Source organism: Variovorax sp. 38R, assembly GCF_014843395.1.
GTDB classification, from domain to species: Bacteria; Pseudomonadota; Gammaproteobacteria; order Burkholderiales; family Burkholderiaceae_C; genus Variovorax; species Variovorax paradoxus_H.
Map to the genome: position 1 here is coordinate 70,960 of NZ_CP062121.1, position 18,741 is coordinate 89,700.

The following is an 18,741-nucleotide window of genomic DNA, read 5'->3' on the forward strand; positions in this document are numbered from 1 at the left end:
TCTCCGTTTTTTTTGAAAGGGGTGGCGCAGTCGGCCCGTCAGCGCGCGGCGATGGTGTTGACCAGCGCGCCGACGCCGTCGATCTCGGTCACGACCACGTCGCCCGGCTGGCAATCGACCACGCCGTCGGGCGTGCCGGTGAGGATCAGGTCGCCCGGCGACAGCGTCATGAAGCGGCTGAAGTATTCGATGAGGAAGGGCGCGTCGAAGATCATGTCGCGCGTGTTGCCCTGCTGCGTGACGGTGCCGTTCACCGTGGTGCGCAGCGCGAGCGCCATCGGGTCGGCCACGTCGGCCGCATCGACGAACCACGGCCCCAGCGGCGTGCAGGTGTCGCGGTTTTTCACGCGCAGGTTGGGGCGGTACCAGTTCTCGAGGTAGTCGCGAATGGCGTAGTCGTTGGCTACCGTGTAGCCGCCGATGAAGTCGTACGCGTCGTCGCGCTTCACGTGCTTGGCGGTCTTGCCGACCACGATGGCGAGTTCGCACTCGTAGTGCATGAACTTCACGTCGGCCGGGCGGTGCGTGAACTGGCGGTGGCCGATGAGCGTGCTCTGGCCCTTGACGAACACCAGCGGTTCTTCGGGCGCCTTGAACTCCAGCTCTTTCGCGTGATCGGCGTAGTTCAGGCCGAGCGCGAGGATGGTGCGCGGGCGCGCCGTGGGTGCGAGCGGCGGCAGCCACACGAGCTGCTCCTGCGGCACGACGCGGCCGTCTTGCAGCCGCACGGCCGCATCGGCCTGGCCGTTGAGTTCGTGCGCGGTGCCGGTGTGCTCGCGGCCTTCGAAGATGACGCGTGCGTGCTTCATGCCGTTGCTTCCTTCACCAGCGTATTGCTCAGGGTTTCGAACCCTGGCGCGGAGATGTCGATGCGGTCGCCCGCGCGGGCCAATGGGCGGCCGAGGTCGCAGCCGAGCATCAGCACGTCGCCGTGCGCCAGCGTCATGAACTCGCCCACGTCGGCGAGCAGCTGCGGTGCGGGGCGCACGAGCTGAGAGAAGTCGATCGACTGCTTCAGCTCGCCGTTGATGCGCACCTCGACGCGGAACTGCGCCGGGTCGGCCACGTCCTGTGCGTCGCGCAGCGCCGGGCCGATGCCCAGGAAGCCGTCGACGCACTTGAACTTCACCGGTGGGCGGAAGAAGCTCGCATGCGGAATCGACAGGTCGTTCAGCAGCACGAAGCCTTCGACGTCGCCCTCGGCGCCGATCACCATGCCGATGCTGGCACCGACTTCGACGTCGGGCACCGAAGCGGGCACGGTGATCGCGCTGCCGTGCGGGCTCCAGGTGTTGGCCGTTTTCACGTAGAGCACGGGCGCCTTCGGCGGTGCCTTGTAGGGCGCCTCGGTCATCTGCGGCGCGAGCGCCGCGGCCTCGGCGCGGAAGTTCAGCAGCGTGCCGTACACGGTGCCGGTGGGGAGAAAAGAGGTGGTCATGGTTCGGGTTGCTCCAGCGCAATGAGTTCGTCGAGCAGGCCGTAGAGCTGCGTCAGCTTGGCCTTGCCCATCGACTTTTCCATCCAGTCGTAGTGCGCCTCGATGCTGCTGCCCAGGCGCTTCACGAGCTTCATGCCGTGCGGCGTGGCCTCGACCACGGTGCGGCGCTGGTCGGCCGGGTCGCGGGCGCGGGTGATGAGGTTGTCGCGCTCCATGCGTGCCAGCACGCCTGTGAGGCTGGGGCCGAGGATGAAGGCCTCGCGCGCGACGCGGCCCGTGTCGACCGCGCCGTGCTCGCCCAGCACGCGCAGCACGCGCCATTGCTGGTCGGACAGCGCGTGCTCGCGCAGGCTGGGCCGCGTGTGGGCCATCACGGCTTCGCGGGCCTGCAGCAGCAGGCGCGGCAAATTGCGGTGCGTGAAGGTGGTGCTCAAAAGCTGTGCCTCTCAGAATTATTTAACATGTTAAATGAATGCCGAGAAAACACGCTTGCGGGATAACCCTTGCGGGCTTGCAGGCGCTCAGTCGATCGTCGTGCCCGAGGCGCGGATCACGCGGCCCCAGCGCTCGGTTTCGCTGCGGATGTAGGCGGCCAATTGCTCCGGCGAGCCCGCGCCGTGCGCCCCCGGCGCGGCCGGTTCGAAGCCCTCGCTCTCGAGCTTCTGGCGCAGCGCGGGTTGCGCGACGAGGCGGGCGATCTCCTGGCTGCAGCGGTCGATGAAGGCCTTGGGCGTGCCCGCGGGCGCGACCACGCTCTGCCACGCCACCGCCTCGAAATCGGCGGTGCCGGCCACGCCCGACTCGGCCACGGTCGGCACGGCGGGGAAGGTCGGCTGGCGCTTGCGCGAGGTCACGGCCAGCGCGCGCAGCTTGCCGCTGCGCACGTGCTGCAGGGCCGGCGCGATGTCCGTGAACATGAGCTGCAGCTGGCCGCCGAGCAGGTCGGTCAGCGCGAGCGCGCTGCCCTTGTAGGGCACGTGCACCATGTTCGCCGCGGTCGCGACCTTGAACATCTCCGCGCCCAGGTGCTGCGGGCTGCCGTTGCCGGCCGAGCCGTAGCTCAGCGCATCGGGCCGCGACTTGGCGAGTGCCACCAGCTCGGCCAGCGTGTTCGCGGGCACCGACGGGTGCACCACCACCATCAGCGGCACCGCGCCGATGAGGCCGACCGGTGCAAAGTCTTTCGCAGGGTCGTACGAGAGCTTCTTGTAGAGCCACGGGTTGATGGCGAGCGTGGTGCTGGTCGCGACCAGCAGCGTCGTGCCGTCGGGTGCTGCACGCGCCACCTGCGAGGCGCCGATGGCGGTGCCGGCGCCCGGCCGGTTGTCGACGATCACGGTGCGGCCCAAGGCGGTGCCCAGCTGCTGCGCGATGAGCCGCCCGAGCATGTCGGTCGTGCCGCCGGGCGCGTAGGGCACGACGATGGTGACGGGCTTCTCGCCTTGTGCCAGTGCAGCGAGCGGGTGCGCGGCACAGGTGGCGGCAGACAGCGCGCCCAGATGGCGCAAGGCATGGCGGCGGTTCATTGGCTTGTCTCTCTTTCTTTTTCGGGTGTCGGTGCGGCCACTGCAGTGGCGCCGCGCAGCAGGTCGATCAGCGCGAGCGCGTCGGCCGGCACGGCATGCCCGCGCCAGGCCACGTGCTGGTCGGGGCGCGAGATGACGAGCGGCCGGTCGTACATGGCGGTGGTGTCCGAGGCGCGGATGTCCAGCGTGCGCAGCGGCAGGCCGCGCGCCGCGGCAGCGGCTTCGAGCGGCGCGACATCGATCGCGGGGTCGAAGCGCAGCAGCGTGTAGCCCTCGCCGGGCACGGCCATCGCGTCGTACAGCGAGCGGCCGTCGTCCAGCCACAGGTGCGGCGTGCGGCAGCCCGGCACCGTCGAGGGCGTGAACTCGTACATCGTGTAGGCCGGCGCGGCTTCGCCGTCGTAGGCGATGAGCGGCGAGCCTTCGTAGAAGTAGCCGAAGTTGAGGCCGCCGCAGCAGTACTGCTGCACGTTCAGGTCGTACAGCGCCTGGCCGCGCGCGGCGCGCAGCGCCTCGCCTTCAGGCCCCGGCGCCTCGATGTTCTCGGGCACGCCTTCGCGCTGGCGCTGGAGCGCGAGCGCGTGGTTCATCGCGAACCGCGACACCTGCTCGGTGATCGGCTGGCGCTCGGCCTCGTGCGCCGCGAGCGCTGCCTCGGCCAGCCAGCCGTGCAGCCGGCCCGCGAGCAGCCACGAGAGGTTCATCGCATCGGCGATGCCGGCGTTCATGCCGTAGCCCGCCATCGGAATCCACAGGTGCGCCGCGTCGCCGCAGATGAACACGCGCCGGTCGCGGAAGCGGTCGGCTACGAGCCGGCGGCCGACCCAGTCTTCGTTGGAGATCACTTCGTAGTCGAAGTCGTCGCCCACGCCCAAAATCTGGCGGATCGCCCAGTCGCGGTCGATCGAATCGAAGTCGGTCTCTTCGGGCAGCAGGTAGTTGTGCAGCAGCCAGGTCTCGCGCCCGTCGATGGCGTACACGTTGCCGCAGCGCCGCGGGTTCAGCGCGAAGGTGGCCCAGGCCGGCGGATGCTTCAGCAGGCCCAGCAGCGCGGGCGCGCGGAAGTAGGTCGACTGCACGCGGCCCACCACGTCGGTGCCGTGCAGGCTGGCGCCGATCTTCTTGCGCACCGTGGAGCGGCTGCCGTCGCAACCGACGAGGTACTGGCAGCGGATGCGCACCGTGCGGCCGTCGTCCAGGTCCACGCCCGTGGCCCACACGCCGTCGTCGTCCTGTTCGAAGTCGTCGATGCGCGTGCGGTTGCGGATGCGCAGGCCGGGCGTGCCCTCGGCATGCGCGAACAGCACCGGCTCGAGAAAGATCTGGTTGATGCGGTGCGGCGGCTCGGCCGTGGGCCACCAGGTGTCGGGGCCGCCGGTGGCGGTGTAGCGGTCGCGGCGCGCGGGAATCGGAATGCGCGACAGCTCCATGCCGGTCACGGCCGTGCGGTAGGCCACGTCGTTCGGGTAGTCGGCCGGCAGGCCCGCATCGCGCAGCGCCTGCGCCACGCCCAGGCGGCGGAACACCTCCATCGAGCGTGCTGCCACGTGGTTGCACTTCACGTTGGGCGGCTCGCCGCGGTGGCGGATCTCGGTCATCAGCACGTCGATGCCGCGTTGCGCCAGGTCGATCGCCAGCGTCAGCCCCACGGGGCCGGCGCCGACGATCAGCACCTGGGCTTGCAGTTGTTCGGTCATGGCTCGCTTGTCTCCAGATTCTTGTGAGGCGCCATTACAGTGCCGAACCGGCTCACGGAAAAAGTGAAACTTTCATGGCCATTCATAAAAAACCGTTATCAATGCGCGGCGTACCCTCGGTGCGGCAGCTGCGCGCATTCGCGGCCGTGTATCACAGCGGCCAGCTGTCGAGCGCGGCGGCCTCGCTGTCGCTGACGCAGCCGGCCGTCAGCGTGCTGCTGCGCGAGCTCGAAGATCGGCTCGGCGTGCGCCTGTTCGACCGCACCACGCGTTCGCTGCAACGCACCGAGGCCGCGAACGAAGCCATCGGCTACGCCGAGCGCGTGCTCGCCGAACTCGATGCGCTCGGCACCGGGATGGCCGAGCTGGCGGCGGGCCGGCGCGGACGCGTGCGCATCGCGGCAACCTCCACCATCGCGCAGACGCTGATGCCCAAGGCCCTGCGCCGCTACCTCGACCTGCATCCCGACGTGAAGGTGGCCATCGAAGACTGCGCGCCCGGGCAGTTCGTGGAGAAGGTCGTCGGCGAGCAGGTCGACTTCGGCGTGGGCACGCTGCAGGCGCGCACGCCGGGGCTCGACGAGCGTGTGTTCGTGCACGACCACCTCGCGGTCATTGCCGACCGCGACCTGCGCCTGCCCGGCACCGACCGCATCACCTGGCGGCAGCTCGCGGGCCATCCGCTGATCACCGTCAAGCCGGGGTACGGCGTGCGCAGCAGCATCGACATCGCCGCGGCGACCGCCGGCGTGCGGCTGGACATCGCCTACGAGGTGACGCTCTTGACCACGGCGCTCGCGATGGCGGCCAGCGGACTCGGCCCGGCGCTGCTGCCGGCGTCGATCCTCGCGCATGCCGATCACACGCGGCTGGTCGCGCGGCGGCTCATGCGCCCGACGGTGGCGCGCAACATCGCCGTCGTGACGCGGCAAGGCCGTTCGCTGTCGCCGGCCGCGGCGGCGTTCGCGGACCTGCTGGTGCGCGAATTCGCCATCCCCTGAACCGCGCCCCCTAAACTCGCTGCATGGCCAAGGACAAAACAACTTTCGTCTGCAGCGAATGCGGCGGCACCAGCCCCAAGTGGCTCGGCAAATGCCCGAGCTGCGGGGCATGGAACACACTCATCGAACAGGTCGCCGGCGCGGCCAACGGCCCGGCCAACAACCGCTTCGGCACGCAGTTCGCGTCGCTCGCGGGCGCATCCGAACTGGCCACGCTCTCGGAAATCGAAGCGACCGACATTGCGCGCACGCCCACCGGCATCGACGAACTCGACCGCGTGCTCGGCGGCGGCATCGTGTCGGGCGGCGTGACGCTCATCGGCGGCGACCCGGGCATCGGCAAGTCGACGCTGCTGCTGCAGGCGGTCGACGCGCTGCAGCGCGCGGGGCAGAACGCGCTCTACGTCACGGGCGAAGAAAGCGGCGCGCAGGTCGCGCTGCGCTCCCGGCGGCTCGGGCTCGACCACTCGCAGGTGCAGGTGCTGGCCGAGATCCAGCTCGAAAAAATCATCGCCACGCTCGACGCCACGCGTCCGGCCATCGCGGTGATCGACTCGATCCAGACGGTGTACTCCGACCAGCTCACGTCCGCGCCCGGCTCGGTGGCGCAGGTGCGCGAATGCGCGGCGCACCTCACGCGCTTTGCCAAGACCAGCGGCACGGCCGTGGTGCTGGTGGGCCACGTCACCAAAGAAGGCGCGCTGGCCGGCCCGCGCGTGCTCGAGCACATGGTCGACACGGTGCTGTACTTCGAAGGCGACACGCATTCGAGCTTTCGCCTTGTGCGCGCCATCAAGAACCGCTTCGGCGCCGTGAACGAGATCGGCGTGTTCGCCATGACCGAGCGCGGCCTGAAGGGCGTGACCAACCCGAGTGCGATCTTCCTGAGCCAGCATCCCGAGCCGGTGCCCGGCAGCGTGGTGCTGGTCACGCTCGAAGGCACGCGGCCGATGCTGGTGGAAATCCAGGCGCTGGTCGACAACGGCGGTCCGAGCCCGCGCCGCCTGTCGGTGGGCCTGGACCGCGACCGCCTCGCGATGCTGCTGGCCGTGCTGCACCGCCACGCGGGCGTGGCCTGCATGGACCAGGACGTGTTCGTCAACGCGGTGGGCGGCGTGCGCATCAGCGAGCCCGCGGCCGACCTGGCCGTGATGCTGGCCATTACCTCGAGCCTGCGCGGCAAGCCGCTGCCCAAGGGTTTCATCGCCTTCGGCGAAGTGGGCCTGGCCGGCGAGGTGCGGCCCGCGCCGCGCGGCCAGGAGCGCCTGCGCGAAGCGGCCAAGCTGGGCTTCAGCGTGGCCGTGGTGCCGAAGGCGAACGCGCCGCGCAAGGGCACGAAGGAGATCGAAGGCCTGACCATTCACCCGGTCGAGCGCATCGAAGAAGCGATGGACGTGGTGCGGCGTCTGGACTGACGCGCGGCGCGGCAGGCGCATCATTCATTTTTACGGAGGGTCCCGCCATGCAACTCATCGTCTCCGCCGGGCTGATCGCCGTGGTCGTGCTGTGGGGGTTGATCTCTCCCGCGTCGCTCGACCGCGTGTTCAGCACCGCGCTCGCCGACATCACGCGCAACTTCGGCTGGTTCTACCTATGGGTGGTGCTCGGGCTGGTGGTGCTGGCCGTCTTCCTGGCCTTCAGCCGCTTCGGCGACCTGAAGCTGGGCGACGAAGACGACGAACCCGAGTTCTCCCTCGGCGCCTGGTTCTCGATGCTGTTCGCGGCCGGCATGGGCATCGGGCTGGTGTTCTGGGGCGTGGCCGAGCCGATCTCGCACTATGCGAACCCGCCGCCCGGCGTGATCGCTGCCTCGCCCGATGCCGCGGGCGTGGCGATGCGCTACGCCTTCTTCCACTGGGGGCTGCACCCCTGGGCGATCTACGGCATCGTGGGCTTGTCGATCGCCTTCTTCAGCTTCCGACGCAAGGCGCTGCCGCTGGTCAGCTCGGCCACCGAGGCGCTGCCCTGGCGCTTTGTGCAGCGGCTGTCGCCGGCCTTCAACGTGCTGGCCGTGGTGGCCACGGCCTTCGGCGTCGCGGCCTCGCTGGGCATGGGCGCGACGCAGATCAACAGCGGGCTGCACGCGGCCTTCGGCACAGAAATCGGCCGCTGGACGCAGGCGACGATCATCGTGGTGACGACGGCGCTGTTCATCACCTCGGCGGTCACCGGCGTCGAGCGCGGCGTGAAGTGGTTGTCGATGGGCAACCTGGTGCTGGCCGCGTTGCTGGCGCTCACGGTGCTGGTGGTGGGGCCGACCATTGCCATCGTCGAGACCTTCACCAACACGCTGGGCGCGTACCTGGCCGATTTCGTGCGCATGAGCCTGCGCATGAACCCGTTCCGCAACAGCTCATGGGTGGCCGACTGGACCTTGTTCTACTGGGCCTGGTGGCTCGCGTGGTCGCCGTTCGTGGGCCTGTTCATTGCGCGCGTGTCGCGCGGCCGCACGATTCGCCAGTTCATCCTGGGCACGGTGATCGCGCCCACGCTGGTGGGCTTCGCCTGGTTCTCGGTGTTTGGCGGCGCGGCGCTCAACTTCGAGATCTTCCAGGGCGTGCCGCTGGTCGAAGCGGTGAAGGCCGACGTGTCGACCACCATGTTCGTGATGTTCAAGGCCATGCCCATGGGCGGGCTGCTATCGATCGTGGCCACGCTGCTGGTGTTCGTGTTCTTCGTGACCTCGGGCGATTCCGCCACGCTGGTGCTGGGCATCATGAGCACCAAGGGAAACCCGAACCCGCCGGCCCGCGTGAAGATCACCTGGGGCGTGCTGGTGGCGGCGATTGCGCTGAGCCTGCTGTTCGCGGGCGGCATCAAGGCCATACAGACCGCGACCATCGTGTTCGCGCTGCCGTTTGCGTTCGTGATCCTGCTGATGGCGCTGTCGGTCACGCTGGCCATCCGCGACGATTGGAACGCCGAGCAGAAGCGCGAGCGCGAGCTGCGACGCAAGATGCGGCAGCTCGTGAACTGGTGAACGGGCAAGTCGACAAAAAAATGCCCGGCGCGTGGTGGACGCGCCGGGCAGACCCTCCCTACCTTCCCTGGCCTCCCTGGCCTCCCTGGCCTTCTGTTTCTGTGTGTGTGACGTTGTCTAGCTTCCGATGTGCATCGTGAACGCCGGCCCGTTGTTGAGCACGCACTGGCCGCTGCCCAAGGTGGCGGAGTTCATCGTGTACTGGCAATTCAGGTTGCCGCCGCGACTGCCGGTGGCGTTCGCCACGCCGGTGGTGCGCGAGCCGGCCACGCGGGTCGCCTCTCCCTGAAACTGTTCGGCACCGATCTGCGCATTGAAGTGGCCGCGGCCGTTCATGTCGTTGGTCACCGTGCCCCCGACGGCGCCGTAGCGCGCGGCTTCGGCGTTCGACGGATAGAGCCGCGCGCTGAAGGTCTGTGACACAGGCCCCGGTGCGACGGCATAGCTTTGCTGCGACGGCGCGATGGGAGCGGGTTGCCCGAGCGGCACCACGTAGCAGCCGCTGAGTGCGGTGCCCGCGAGTGCGGCGGCAAGGGTGAGTCGAACGAAAGTGACGGAGCGCGGGATGTTCATGCGTTTCTCGGTGGCCCGGGCAGATGCCCGTGCGACGAAATGTGCCCGCAGCCGCCTCGGTACCCTGCGCTTTTCGGGGTGAGTACCGCTTTCTGCGCCCGGCGGTAGCCACGGTCGCTACTGCGGCGTGGTCGGGGCCGCACAATCGCGGCCCGTTTCCCGCTGTCGCCGAATGAAATCCACCGCTCCCCCCATTGCCGCCGTCATGGTCCACGTCACAGACGTGAATGCGGCGCTGCGCTGGTACGCCCGCGCCTTCCCCGACGCCGTGCCGATGTCGATCGGCTCGCCGGCCTTCGAGTGCCTGTCGGTCCACGGCGTGCTGCTGGAGCTCGTGCCGGCCGATGCGAAGGTCGGCGCCGGTGCCTGCGGTTCGGTCGTGTACTGGAACGTCGCCGACTTCGATGCGGCACTGGCCCACCTCGAGGCATGCGGCGCGCCGTTGTACCGCGGCCCGTTGCGGCTGGAGGGCGACGAGCACATGGCGCAGGTGCGCGACCCCTGGGGCAACTGCCTCGGTTTGCGGGGGCCTTCCACTGGGCGGCGACAATGCGCCCCATGAATTTCCAGAAATTGCTGGTGCCCGTGGGGGCCGTCGTGCTCCTCGGCCTGTCGTGGCATCAATACGGATGGGGCGGCGTGGCGTTTGCCGGCGGCGCGATCGTGATGTTCCTGCTGATGCACTTCAACCGCACGATGCAGGTGCTCAAGCGGGCGGCTGACCGGCCCATCGGCACGGTGGCGAGCTCGGTGATGCTCAACGCCAAGCTCAAGCCCGGCGTGACGCTGATGCACGTCATTGCGATGACGCGCGCGCTCGGCGAACTGCGCTCGCCCGAGAACGAGCAGCCCGAGCTGTACCGCTGGGCCGATGCCGGCGGCTCTTACGTCGATGCCGTGTTCAATGGCGGCAAGCTGCAGAGCTGGACGCTCACGCGGCCCGAGACGTCGGCCGACGAAGAAACGCCCGCGGCCTGAAGGCGGCGCGGGCGCTTCGCCTTAGCCTTGCTTAGAACGGCGCGTCTTCTTCTTCGGGCGTGTCGGCCTGCGCCGCAGGTGCGGTGGCAGTAGCCGCAGCCTTGGGTGCTTCATCTGGCGGTGCCGCCGAGAACGCCGCTTCGCCGCCCAGTGCGTCGAGCAGCGCCGGCACCAGCTGGCCGAGTTCGCCCGTGGCAATGGCTACGTCGGCGTCGAAGTTGTCTTCCTTCTTGCCGCCTGCCGCGCCGTCGCCCGTGCCTTCGAGGAAGGTGATCTTGCGGATCAGCAGGCCGTGCGTCAGCTCGAAGGACACGCGGTCGTCCCAGGTGAGCGCCAGGCGCGTCGGACGCTTGCCGTCGGTGATGTGCTGCTTGACCTCGTCGATGTCCAGCGCGTGCTTGGCATAGCGCACCACGGCCTTCGAGTCGTCGGAGGCCTTGAGCTCGCACTCGCGGTCGATGCTGAAACCGGCCGGCGGCTCCTGCGTCAGCAGCCAGTTGGCCATGGCGGCAGCGGGTTCGATCTGCGTGTTGATCAGCGCCACGGCAAAGCCGTCGAGCGACTTCACGAGGCTGGTGACCACCTCGTCGGCGCGCGAGGCGTTGCCGCTGTTGATCACGAGGCGGTTCTCGGCCTTGTCGATCCACACCGTCACGCGCGCGCTGCGCGTGAAGGCCATGGGCAGCAGCTCGAGGGTGATGTCTTCCTTGAGCTCCTTCTTTTCCTTCTTGCCGGGCTTGCGGCCGGTGGTCGTTTCGATGCTGGCGCAGCGCTCGTCGAGCTTGCGGCGCACCACGGAGCCGGGGACCTGCTTGCTTTCGATCATGTACTCGACCAGCCACTGGCCGTCGATGGATTCGACCAGCGGGCCGTTGGCTTCGCCGCGGGGCTCGACCCAGCCGGCGGACTTTTCCTGCGAGGGGCCGCAAGGCACGAAGCGTTGCTTGGCCAGCCCTTCTTCTGCCTCGGTCAGTGATTGGGACCAGGCAGGTTCGATGCGATAGACGATGACGTTCTTGAATACGGACACGGGAACCCTTTTTCCACTGGTTGGCACAACCGGCCATTGTCGGGCACCGCGTTCCGGGCTCGGCCGTAAAATCGAAAGCTTTTGCGACTTCCCAGTGGGTCGCACCCCCACACCGCTCCCAAAGGAATCAGGAAATGAGCTCGATCCCCCCCTCGCTGGACGACCGTGACGGCAAGATCTGGATGGACGGCGAACTCGTGGACTGGCGCGACGCCAAGATCCACGTGCTGAGCCACACGCTGCACTACGGGTGCGGCGCCTTCGAGGGCGTGCGCGCCTACAAGACGGCCGACGGCGGCACGTCCATCTTCCGCCTGGCCGAGCACACCGAGCGCCTGTTCAACAGCGCCAAGATCCTGCGCATGAAGATCCCCTTCTCGCAAGAGCAGCTGAACGAAGCCCAGAAGCAGGTCGTGCGCGAGAACAAGCTCGAAAGCTGCTACCTGCGCCCGCTCATCTGGATCGGCTCCGAAAAGCTGGGCGTGAGCCCCAAGGGCAACAAGATCCACGCCATGGTCGCCGCCTGGTCCTGGGGCGCCTACCTCGGTGAAGAAGGCATGCGCCGCGGCATCCGCGTGAAGACCTCGAGCTACACGCGCCACCACGTGAACATCACGATGACGCAGGCCAAGTCGGTCAGCAACTACACCAACTCGATCCTCGCCAACATGGAAGCGCTGGACGACGGCTACGACGAGGCGCTGCTGCTCGACGCGAGCGGCTTCGTGTCCGAAGGCGCGGGCGAGAACGTGTTCGTGGTCAAGAACGGCGTGGTCTACACGCCCGACCTGTCGGCCGGCGCCCTGAACGGCATCACGCGCAACACCATCCTGCACATCTGCAAGGACCTCGGCATCGAACTCGTGCAAAAGCGCATCACGCGCGACGAGGTCTACATTTCCGACGAAGCCTTCTTCACCGGCACCGCCGCCGAAGTGACGCCGATTCGCGAACTCGACCGCATCGAGATCGGCAACCGCGGCGACGGTGGCTCGCGCGGCCCGATCACCGAGAAGATCCAGTCGGCCTTCTTCGACATCGTGAACGGCAAGAATCCCAAGTACGCCCACTGGCTCACGAAGGTCTGAGAGAAAACATGTCCACCAATGCAGTTGTCGAACTCCTCGCGAAGGAGCTCAACCACCAGGGCGGCGTGTTCTGCCCCAGCCCCAAGGCCGACATGAAGCTCTGGAGCGGCCACCCGAAGGTCTACCTCGACGTGGCGCGCACCGGTGAAGCCAAGTGCCCGTACTGCGGCACGGTGTACCGCCTGAAGGCGGGCGAGACCGTGTCGAGCCGCCACTGACGTGTCGATCCGCGGCCTGTTGGTGCGATTCGGCCTCGCCTACCTGGTGTTGCTGCTCGGCATCGCCATCGCGCTGAGCCTGCTGGGCGTCAAGACCAACGCCGGCACCAACACGGCGGCGCTGCTCGGCGCCGTCATGTGGGCGTGCATGGCGTTCGGCAAGCGCAACGGCCGCTACTTCACCCGCGAAGAAAAGCCGCGTGCCGTGCTCGGCATGCTGGCGGTCGACCTGGCACTCCAGGCCGTGTTCGGGCTGGGCGTGGGCCTGCTTTCCGGGGCCTTGGCCCCGCAGATGGGCCCGTTGCTGTTCTCGCTGCTCTTCATCGGCGTGTTGCACGCCGTGACGATCTATTTCTTTGTCGGGCTCAGCGGCAAGCAGTTCGCTGCCGCGCAGAAGCAGAAGACCGACCGCGGTCAGGCCTGAAGACGGGCTGGCCACAGGCCACGCCACGGATCGGGGTCCTGCGATTCCTGCGCCAGCCGCAGGTAGACCATCGCGATCCACAACACCGCCAGCCCGATCTGCGCGTCGCGCATCGCCGAGTTCACGCTCGACGCGATGAGCGCTATGAGCGTCGCGGCCAATGCGTAGCGGCCGGCGATGTCGGGCCGGCGCCAGGCCTGCCAGACGGCGACGAGCATGATCGCCAGCAGGCTCAGGATGCCCGGGATGCCGCTTTGTGCGCCCACCCAGAGGAAGTCGTTGTGCGGCATGTTGGAGTCGGCGAACAGCGCGGGGCCGCGCTTGTGCCACTGGTCGGTCCAGCCGCCGATGCCCCAGCCCGCGACGGGCTGGTCGGCGATCATGGCGCCGGTGTCGCGGTACATGTAGTAGCGAATGATCCAGCTGCCGTGGAACACGGCGCCGGCCTGCGCCTTCTCGAGTTCCTCGATGCCGGTCTCGACCTTCTGCTGAAGCTGCGGCAGCTGGTACAGGCTCGCACCGATCACCACCGCGCCCAGGATCAGCGCGGCCGACAGCGCCTTCAAATGGTTCTTCCACTGGTGCAGGCAGACCACCGGAATCACCAGCAGCAGCGCGAGCACCGAGGTGCGCGACGTGAGCGGCAGCGCGACGACGGCGCCCAGCCCGAGCACGAGCGCGAAGGCCGCCAGCGCGCGCCAGGGCCGGTGGCCCGTGATCTGCGACAGCCCGTAGACCGCGGCACTGGCCGCGACGATGCTGAACAGCAGCGCGTTGCTGATCGACTTGTTGCCCACCTCCATCACCACGCCGCGCAGCGCGCCCGGCACCGGAAAGCCCAGCGTGTAGTGCAGCACGATGAGCATGATGTTCAACGCCGCGATCAGCAGGAAGCCGCGCAGCGCCCACAGCGCTTCTTCGCGCGTGAGCGCCATCGCCATCAGGAAGGTGAAGGCGATGCGCAGCCCGTGGAACAGGTTGGAGGGGGTTTCGGGGTAGTGCGGCCGCACGGCCAGGACGATGAAGGTCCACGCCACGTAGGCGACCACCGGCCACCACAGCGGGTTGGCGCGCAGCCGCGCGTAGCGCTCGCGCAAGCCACCGCCCACGAGCAGGGCGAGCAGCAGCACGATGGCCGACAGGTAGGTGACGCCGACCGGCATGAACACCACCAGCCCCCAGAACATGGCCGCGGGCCGAACGATGTGCGATCTCTGCATAGGGGCGGGATTTTAGGTGCGCGAAATGGAACTCCCCCAGGCTTCGCGCACTTCGTGTTGCTTCTCCAACCCCCTCGCCGGGGGCGACGCCAGCGGCCCGGCAAAGCCGGTTCCGCGGCGTCTCACCAATAAGACCGGGAGATTCAGTGGCCGGTCGCGGCCACAGGCAGGCGGATCACGAAGCTCGCGCCCCCACCCGGCCGGTCTTCGCACTGCACCGAGCCGCCGTGGCGTTCAGCGATCGACTTCACCAGCGCCAGCCCGAGGCCGACACCGCCGTTGCGCTCGCTGGCGCCCGGCAGGCGGTAGAAGGGTTCGAAGATGCGGTCGCGCAATGCAGCCGGTACGCCCGGCCCGCGGTCGTTGACGCGCACCGTGGCGTAGCCGCCGGCGCTGCCGAGTTCGACGCTGATCTCGCCCGCGCCGTAGCGGCGGGCGTTCTCGAGCAGGTTGCGGATCGCGCGGCGCAGCAGGCGCGACACGCCCGGCACGGTGAGCGTGGCGTTGTCGGTGCCTTCGGCCAGGTCGAGCTCGGCGTTCACCTGCGCGCACTCTTCGGCGGCCAGGCCCGTCAGGTCGACGGCTTCGATGGTGCCCATATCGGCCTCGCTGGCGTCGAGCCGGCTGGCCAGCAGGATCTCGTCGATGAGCTGGTCGAGCTCGCCGATGTTGCGCGAGATTTCTTCGCGCGCCGTCGGGCTCGGCCGGTCGCCCATGAGCTCCAGGCCCATGCGGATGCGCGTGAGCGGCGAGCGCAGTTCGTGCGAGGCGTTCGCCAGCAGCGACTTGTGCGAACGCACCAGCTGTTCGATGCGTTCGGCGGAGGCGTTGAAAAGTTTGGAGAGATCGGCCACTTCGTCTTGTCCTTCCTCGGGCACGCGCGCCGACAGGTCGCCCTCGCCCCAGCGCTGCACGCCGCGCTGCAGGGTTTCGAGCCGCTGGGTGATGCGCCGCACGATCGGGTAGACGCCCAGCGCCACCGCCACGCCCACGAGCGCGATCATCCAGCCCAGCCCGAACGGGGTGCGCCAGGGCGCGAAGCCGCCGGTGCCGGTGGGGCGTTCGCGCGGCGCGACGCGCAAGGTCATGTCGCGGCCGTCGCTCAGCGACACGTCGAACTCCAGCCCCTGGCCGGGCACGCGCATGGCCTTGCCGGTGCCGATGGTGCGGTCCTGGCTGTCGAGCACGACCACTTCGCGCGGCACAGGCGCCAGGCGCTCGCGCTCGGCCTCGGCGGCCACGCGCACGATCCAGTTGGCCATCAGCGTGAGGATGACCACGCCGCCGACCACCGCGAGCCAGATGCGGACGTAGAGATGGCGGCGGTAGAGGCTGCGCAGCATCGTGGGCGCGTCCTAGTCTTGTTGCTTGGCGAACACGTAGCCGACGCCGCGCACGGTGAGGATGCGTTTCGGGTTCTTCGCGTCGACCTCGATGGCGGCGCGGATGCGGCCCATGTGCACGTCGATCGAGCGGTCGAAGGCTTCGAGCTCGCGGCCGCGCACGGCTTCCATGATCTGGTCGCGCGTGAGCACGCGGCCCGCGCGCTCGGCCATGGCCACGAGCAGGTCGAACTGGTAGGAGGTGAGGTCGGCCAGCGCGCCGGCCACCGACACGGTGCGCGCGTTGCGGTCGATCTCGAGCGTGCCGAAGCGCATCACCGTGGAGGCTTCGCTCTCGGTGGCGTTCTCGCTGCGCCGGCGCAGCACGGCGCGGATGCGCGCCAGCAGCTCGCGCGGTTCAAACGGCTTGGGCAGGTAGTCGTCGGCGCCGATTTCCAGGCCGATGATGCGGTCCATCGGGTCGCCCTTGGCGGTCAGCATCAGCACCGACACCTTGGCCAGCGGGCCGGGCAGGGCGCGGATGCGGCGGCAGACCTCGAGGCCGTCGGTGTCGGGCAGCATCAGGTCGAGGATCACCAGGTCGGGCGCGTGCTGCTGCAACTGCTCCAGGCCGCTGGCGCCGTCACCGGCGTGGTTGAAGGCGAAACCCGACTGCGTCAGGTACTCGCCCACCATCTGCGCCAGGCGGGCGTCGTCTTCGATCATCAGGAGTTGGGGGGTGCTCATGCGCTTCATGGTCGTTCACCGGGAGCAAGCGGGCTTGAACGCTCCGTAAAGTTGGGTAAACGCAGCATCGCCCTGTCAACCTGGATTGCTGCGGAAAACATGGCGCCTCGCCCAGGTTTCAGGGGCGCCATGTGGCAATGATGACGTGTCGGAGCGTGGTGTATCACGCCCCGCTCCGGCGTGGACCGGTCAGCCTGCGGCCTGCAGGCGCAGCCGCAGGGCCAGCGCGGCCGACAGCGGCAGGTCGATGGGCGCGTCGGCGCTGCCCGGGGCCTGGGCCAGCGCCTCGAACAGGGGCAGGGCGTCGGCCATCGGGTTGATGTTCTTCAGCGTGGTGGCGGCGGCCGAGCGCGGCGCGGTCGGCGTGCCGGCGGCATCGCCGACCAGCGACCAGTCGAGGCTGGCCACGGTGCGGGCCGTGCGCTCGGGCGCGATCACCAGCGCCACGGCCAGCAGGCCGCGGCTGTCGGTCACCGAGGTCAGCGCGCCGACCGTGGGGGCGTCGTAGCCCACGAGCAGCACGGGCGTCTGGTCGGCCGCGCACTGCACGGCCGCTTCGAGCAGGCCGGCGGCAAAGCTGTGGCCGTAGGCCGAGACGGCGTTGCTGGCCGCCATGCAGCCGGTGCCGATGGTCCAGTAGCCCACGGCCGCGTTGTGCACCGAGTTGTGGAACTTGGTGGGCGACAGCATCTTCGGATCGCTCGCGAGCGTGCTGCACATGTAGTCGTTGATCGACAGGTCGCCGTGCGCCGACGTGAACACGCAGGGCACGTCGGCCGCGTTGCGGTCGGCGCCTGCGATGGCCGCGGCGGCCACTTCGAGCGCCAGCGCCACGGTGTCGGGCGCGCGGCGGCGCTCGGCCGGGGCCAGCACCTGCGGCGAGGGCCGCTTGGCGGGCGGATCGGCCAGCGCGCCTTCGCCGCGGAAGGCCGCGCGGGCGGCGTCCCAGCCGGGCAGCGTGGGGGTCCAGAAGGCGGGGCCTTCGATGTACAGCGTGGGGGGCGTGGGAACGCTCATCGTTGTTGTCATTGAATGGCTTCCTCGCGGAACACCGTGGAACCGGCTTTGCCGGGCCACTGGTGTTGCCCCCGGTAGGGGGTTGGAGAAGCGACACGAAGTGTGCGGAGCCTGGGGGCGAGCAATGTCATGTCACCGCCTTGCCGAAGACCAGCGCGCAGTTGTTGCCGCCGAAGCCGAAGGAATTGGAGAGCGCGTAGCGCACCTCGCTCGTCGCAGGCTCGAGCTTGATCTGGGGGCCGAACCCCTCGTCCAGCGTGCGCGTGTTGACCGTGCCCGGCATCAGGCCGCGCTCGATCGCCAGCAGACAGACCACTGCCTCGACGATGCCCGCAGCACCCAGCGTGTGGCCCATGAAGCCCTTGGTCGAGCTGGCGTGCGTGCGCGCCGGGAAGCGGCGCGCCACCAGCGCGCCCTCGACCTCGTCGTTCTTCTGGCTCGCCGTGCCGTGCATGTTGATGTAGTCGATGGCGTCGGTCGACAGGCCCGCGCGCGCCAGCGCGTCGTCGAGCGCGCGCTCGGCGCCCAGGCCTTCGGGGTGCGGTGTTGACATGTGATGTGCGTCGCTGGCCTCGCCGTAGCCCAACAGCAGCGGCGTGGCGGTGTCACCGGCCTGCACGCGCTCGACCAGCGCGAAACCCGCTGCCTCGCCGAGGCTGATGCCCTTGCGTCCGGCGTCGAACGGGCGGCACGGTTCGGTGGAGACCAGTTCCAGCGCGTTGAAGCCGAACAGCACGCTGCCGCACAGCGTGTCGGCACCGCCGACCACGGCCGCGTCGGCCAGGCCCAGGCGGATCAGGCGCTCGGCCGAGGCGAACACCTTGGCGCTGGACGAGCAGGCGGTCGAAATCGTCTCGCTCGGGCCGTCGATGCCCAGCACCTGCTGCACGAACATGGCCAGCGAATGCGGTGTGTGGACGGCCGCGCGGCGCTGGTCCGGCGGAAAGTTGCCGTCGGCGTCGAGCTGCGTGTAGGCCAGCTCGGTCTCGCCGATGCTGGCCGTGGAGGTGCCGAGCACCAGCGCGATGCGCGTGGCGCCGTACTTCTCGCGCGCGGCCGCAACCGCCTCGAGGAAGCCGTCGGCCTGCAGGCCCAGCCAGGCCAGGCGGTTGTTGCGGCAGTCCCACGACATCGCCGATTCGGGCAGGCGGACTTCTTCCAGCCCGTCGACGCGGCCGATCCAGGTCGGCAGCGGCGCATCGCCGAAATCGTTGGCACGCAGGCCGCTGCGCGAGTGCGCGAGCGCGTCAGCGTGCGCTTCCTTGCCGACGCCGACGGCCGAGGTGGCCGTGTAGGCACTGATTTGAAGGGGAGAAATTCGGGACGGCACGATGGATGTGGGGGCTGGCGACAGGCGAAAAGGCGTCAACGACAGAAGAAATACCGGAAAAGCGCAATTTTCACGCAATGAATGTCACAGCCTACCAGCGATGCGTATCGGGTTGCGTCGGCTGTTTCCTATAGATGACAGCTCCGGCGTAG

At 68.8% G+C, this 18,741-nt stretch carries 20 protein-coding genes; 8 read left to right on the plus strand and 12 right to left on the minus strand.

Annotated elements, in window-relative coordinates; translation table 11 throughout:
* Positions 1 to 38: 38 nt before the first annotated feature.
* The 5 genes from IG196_RS00305 to IG196_RS00325 form a co-directional block, all read right to left on the minus strand.
* Positions 39 to 809, minus strand: a complete 771-nt coding sequence (locus tag IG196_RS00305; RefSeq protein ID WP_192194476.1) for a fumarylacetoacetate hydrolase family protein — start codon at positions 807 to 809, stop codon at positions 39 to 41.
* Positions 806 to 1,438 carry a fumarylacetoacetate hydrolase family protein gene (locus IG196_RS00310; RefSeq protein WP_192194477.1) on the minus strand — a complete coding sequence of 211 codons (633 nt, stop codon included), beginning with the start codon at positions 1,436 to 1,438 and terminating at the stop codon, positions 806 to 808. The genes IG196_RS00305 and IG196_RS00310 overlap by 4 nt, the downstream gene beginning before the upstream one ends.
* A complete protein-coding gene (gene hpaR, locus IG196_RS00315; RefSeq protein WP_101493473.1) occupies positions 1,435 to 1,872 on the minus strand; it encodes a homoprotocatechuate degradation operon regulator HpaR in 438 nt (145 codons plus the stop codon). The genes IG196_RS00310 and hpaR overlap by 4 nt, the downstream gene beginning before the upstream one ends.
* 87 nt (positions 1,873 to 1,959) lie before the next feature.
* Positions 1,960 to 2,964: a Bug family tripartite tricarboxylate transporter substrate binding protein gene (locus IG196_RS00320; RefSeq protein WP_192194478.1), complete on the minus strand. Its 1,005-nt coding sequence runs from the start codon at positions 2,962 to 2,964 to the stop codon at positions 1,960 to 1,962.
* A complete protein-coding gene (locus tag IG196_RS00325; RefSeq protein WP_192194479.1) occupies positions 2,961 to 4,661 on the minus strand; it encodes an FAD-dependent oxidoreductase in 1,701 nt (566 codons plus the stop codon). Before IG196_RS00325 ends, IG196_RS00320 begins: the two co-directional genes overlap by 4 nt.
* 101 nt (positions 4,662 to 4,762) lie before the next feature.
* On the opposite strand from IG196_RS00325, the gene IG196_RS00330 reads away from it, so the two are divergent.
* From IG196_RS00330 to IG196_RS00340, 3 genes are read left to right on the plus strand one after another with little or no spacing between them, the layout of a single operon-like run.
* Positions 4,763 to 5,662 carry a LysR family transcriptional regulator gene (locus tag IG196_RS00330; protein ID WP_225616870.1) on the plus strand — a complete coding sequence of 300 codons (900 nt, stop codon included), beginning with the start codon at positions 4,763 to 4,765 and terminating at the stop codon, positions 5,660 to 5,662.
* A gap of 23 nt (positions 5,663 to 5,685) precedes the next feature.
* The gene (gene radA / locus IG196_RS00335; RefSeq protein ID WP_101493469.1) at positions 5,686 to 7,077 is read left to right on the plus strand and encodes a DNA repair protein RadA; all 1,392 of its coding nucleotides are present in this window, start codon (positions 5,686 to 5,688) and stop codon (positions 7,075 to 7,077) included.
* A 47-nt stretch (positions 7,078 to 7,124) separates the two neighbouring features.
* Entirely contained in the window at positions 7,125 to 8,642 is a 1,518-nt protein-coding gene (locus tag IG196_RS00340; RefSeq protein ID WP_192194481.1) for a BCCT family transporter, read from the plus strand.
* A 117-nt stretch (positions 8,643 to 8,759) separates the two neighbouring features.
* Here the strand turns inward: IG196_RS00340 and IG196_RS00345 are convergent, their stop codons facing one another.
* Entirely contained in the window at positions 8,760 to 9,215 is a 456-nt protein-coding gene (locus IG196_RS00345; RefSeq protein ID WP_101493467.1) for a hypothetical protein, read from the minus strand.
* Between the two features lie 172 nt (positions 9,216 to 9,387).
* Here IG196_RS00345 and IG196_RS00350 point away from each other — a divergent pair, with 172 nt between their 5' ends.
* Together IG196_RS00350 and IG196_RS00355 are read left to right on the plus strand one after the other, a co-directional pair.
* Complete coding sequence (locus IG196_RS00350) at positions 9,388 to 9,777, plus strand: VOC family protein (RefSeq protein WP_225616871.1); 390 nt, start codon at positions 9,388 to 9,390, stop codon at positions 9,775 to 9,777.
* A complete protein-coding gene (locus IG196_RS00355) occupies positions 9,765 to 10,193 on the plus strand; it encodes a glycerate kinase (protein WP_192194482.1) in 429 nt (142 codons plus the stop codon). The genes IG196_RS00350 and IG196_RS00355 overlap by 13 nt, the downstream gene beginning before the upstream one ends.
* Before the next feature lie 31 nt (positions 10,194 to 10,224).
* Here IG196_RS00355 and IG196_RS00360 read toward each other — a convergent pair whose 3' ends face one another.
* Positions 10,225 to 11,223: a recombination-associated protein RdgC gene (locus IG196_RS00360; RefSeq protein WP_192194483.1), complete on the minus strand. Its 999-nt coding sequence runs from the start codon at positions 11,221 to 11,223 to the stop codon at positions 10,225 to 10,227.
* 134 nt (positions 11,224 to 11,357) lie between these two features.
* Here IG196_RS00360 and IG196_RS00365 point away from each other — a divergent pair, with 134 nt between their 5' ends.
* The 3 genes from IG196_RS00365 to IG196_RS00375 are packed head-to-tail and all read left to right on the plus strand — an operon-like array spanning position 11,358 to position 12,953.
* On the plus strand, positions 11,358 to 12,311 hold the full coding sequence (locus IG196_RS00365) for a branched-chain amino acid transaminase (protein WP_101493463.1): 954 nt from the start codon (positions 11,358 to 11,360) through the stop codon (positions 12,309 to 12,311).
* Positions 12,312 to 12,319: 8 nt separating this feature from the next.
* A complete protein-coding gene (locus tag IG196_RS00370) occupies positions 12,320 to 12,529 on the plus strand; it encodes a zinc-finger domain-containing protein (protein WP_101493462.1) in 210 nt (69 codons plus the stop codon).
* Between the two features lies 1 nt (position 12,530).
* Entirely contained in the window at positions 12,531 to 12,953 is a 423-nt protein-coding gene (locus IG196_RS00375) for an ABZJ_00895 family protein (protein WP_192194484.1), read from the plus strand.
* Here the strand turns inward: IG196_RS00375 and IG196_RS00380 are convergent.
* From IG196_RS00380 to IG196_RS00400, 5 genes are all read right to left on the minus strand, one after another.
* On the minus strand, positions 12,944 to 14,173 hold the full coding sequence (locus IG196_RS00380; protein WP_192194485.1) for an O-antigen ligase family protein: 1,230 nt from the start codon (positions 14,171 to 14,173) through the stop codon (positions 12,944 to 12,946). The genes IG196_RS00375 and IG196_RS00380 overlap by 10 nt on opposite strands.
* 143 nt (positions 14,174 to 14,316) lie before the next feature.
* Positions 14,317 to 15,516: an ATP-binding protein gene (locus IG196_RS00385; protein WP_192194486.1), complete on the minus strand. Its 1,200-nt coding sequence runs from the start codon at positions 15,514 to 15,516 to the stop codon at positions 14,317 to 14,319.
* Between the two features lie 12 nt (positions 15,517 to 15,528).
* Entirely contained in the window at positions 15,529 to 16,251 is a 723-nt protein-coding gene (locus IG196_RS00390) for a response regulator transcription factor (protein WP_101493458.1), read from the minus strand.
* Positions 16,252 to 16,431: 180 nt separating this feature from the next.
* On the minus strand, positions 16,432 to 17,259 hold the full coding sequence (locus IG196_RS00395; RefSeq protein WP_225616872.1) for a beta-ketoacyl synthase chain length factor: 828 nt from the start codon (positions 17,257 to 17,259) through the stop codon (positions 16,432 to 16,434).
* A gap of 127 nt (positions 17,260 to 17,386) precedes the next feature.
* Positions 17,387 to 18,589: a beta-ketoacyl-[acyl-carrier-protein] synthase family protein gene (locus IG196_RS00400; RefSeq protein ID WP_192194488.1), complete on the minus strand. Its 1,203-nt coding sequence runs from the start codon at positions 18,587 to 18,589 to the stop codon at positions 17,387 to 17,389.
* Positions 18,590 to 18,741 lie beyond the last annotated feature (152 nt).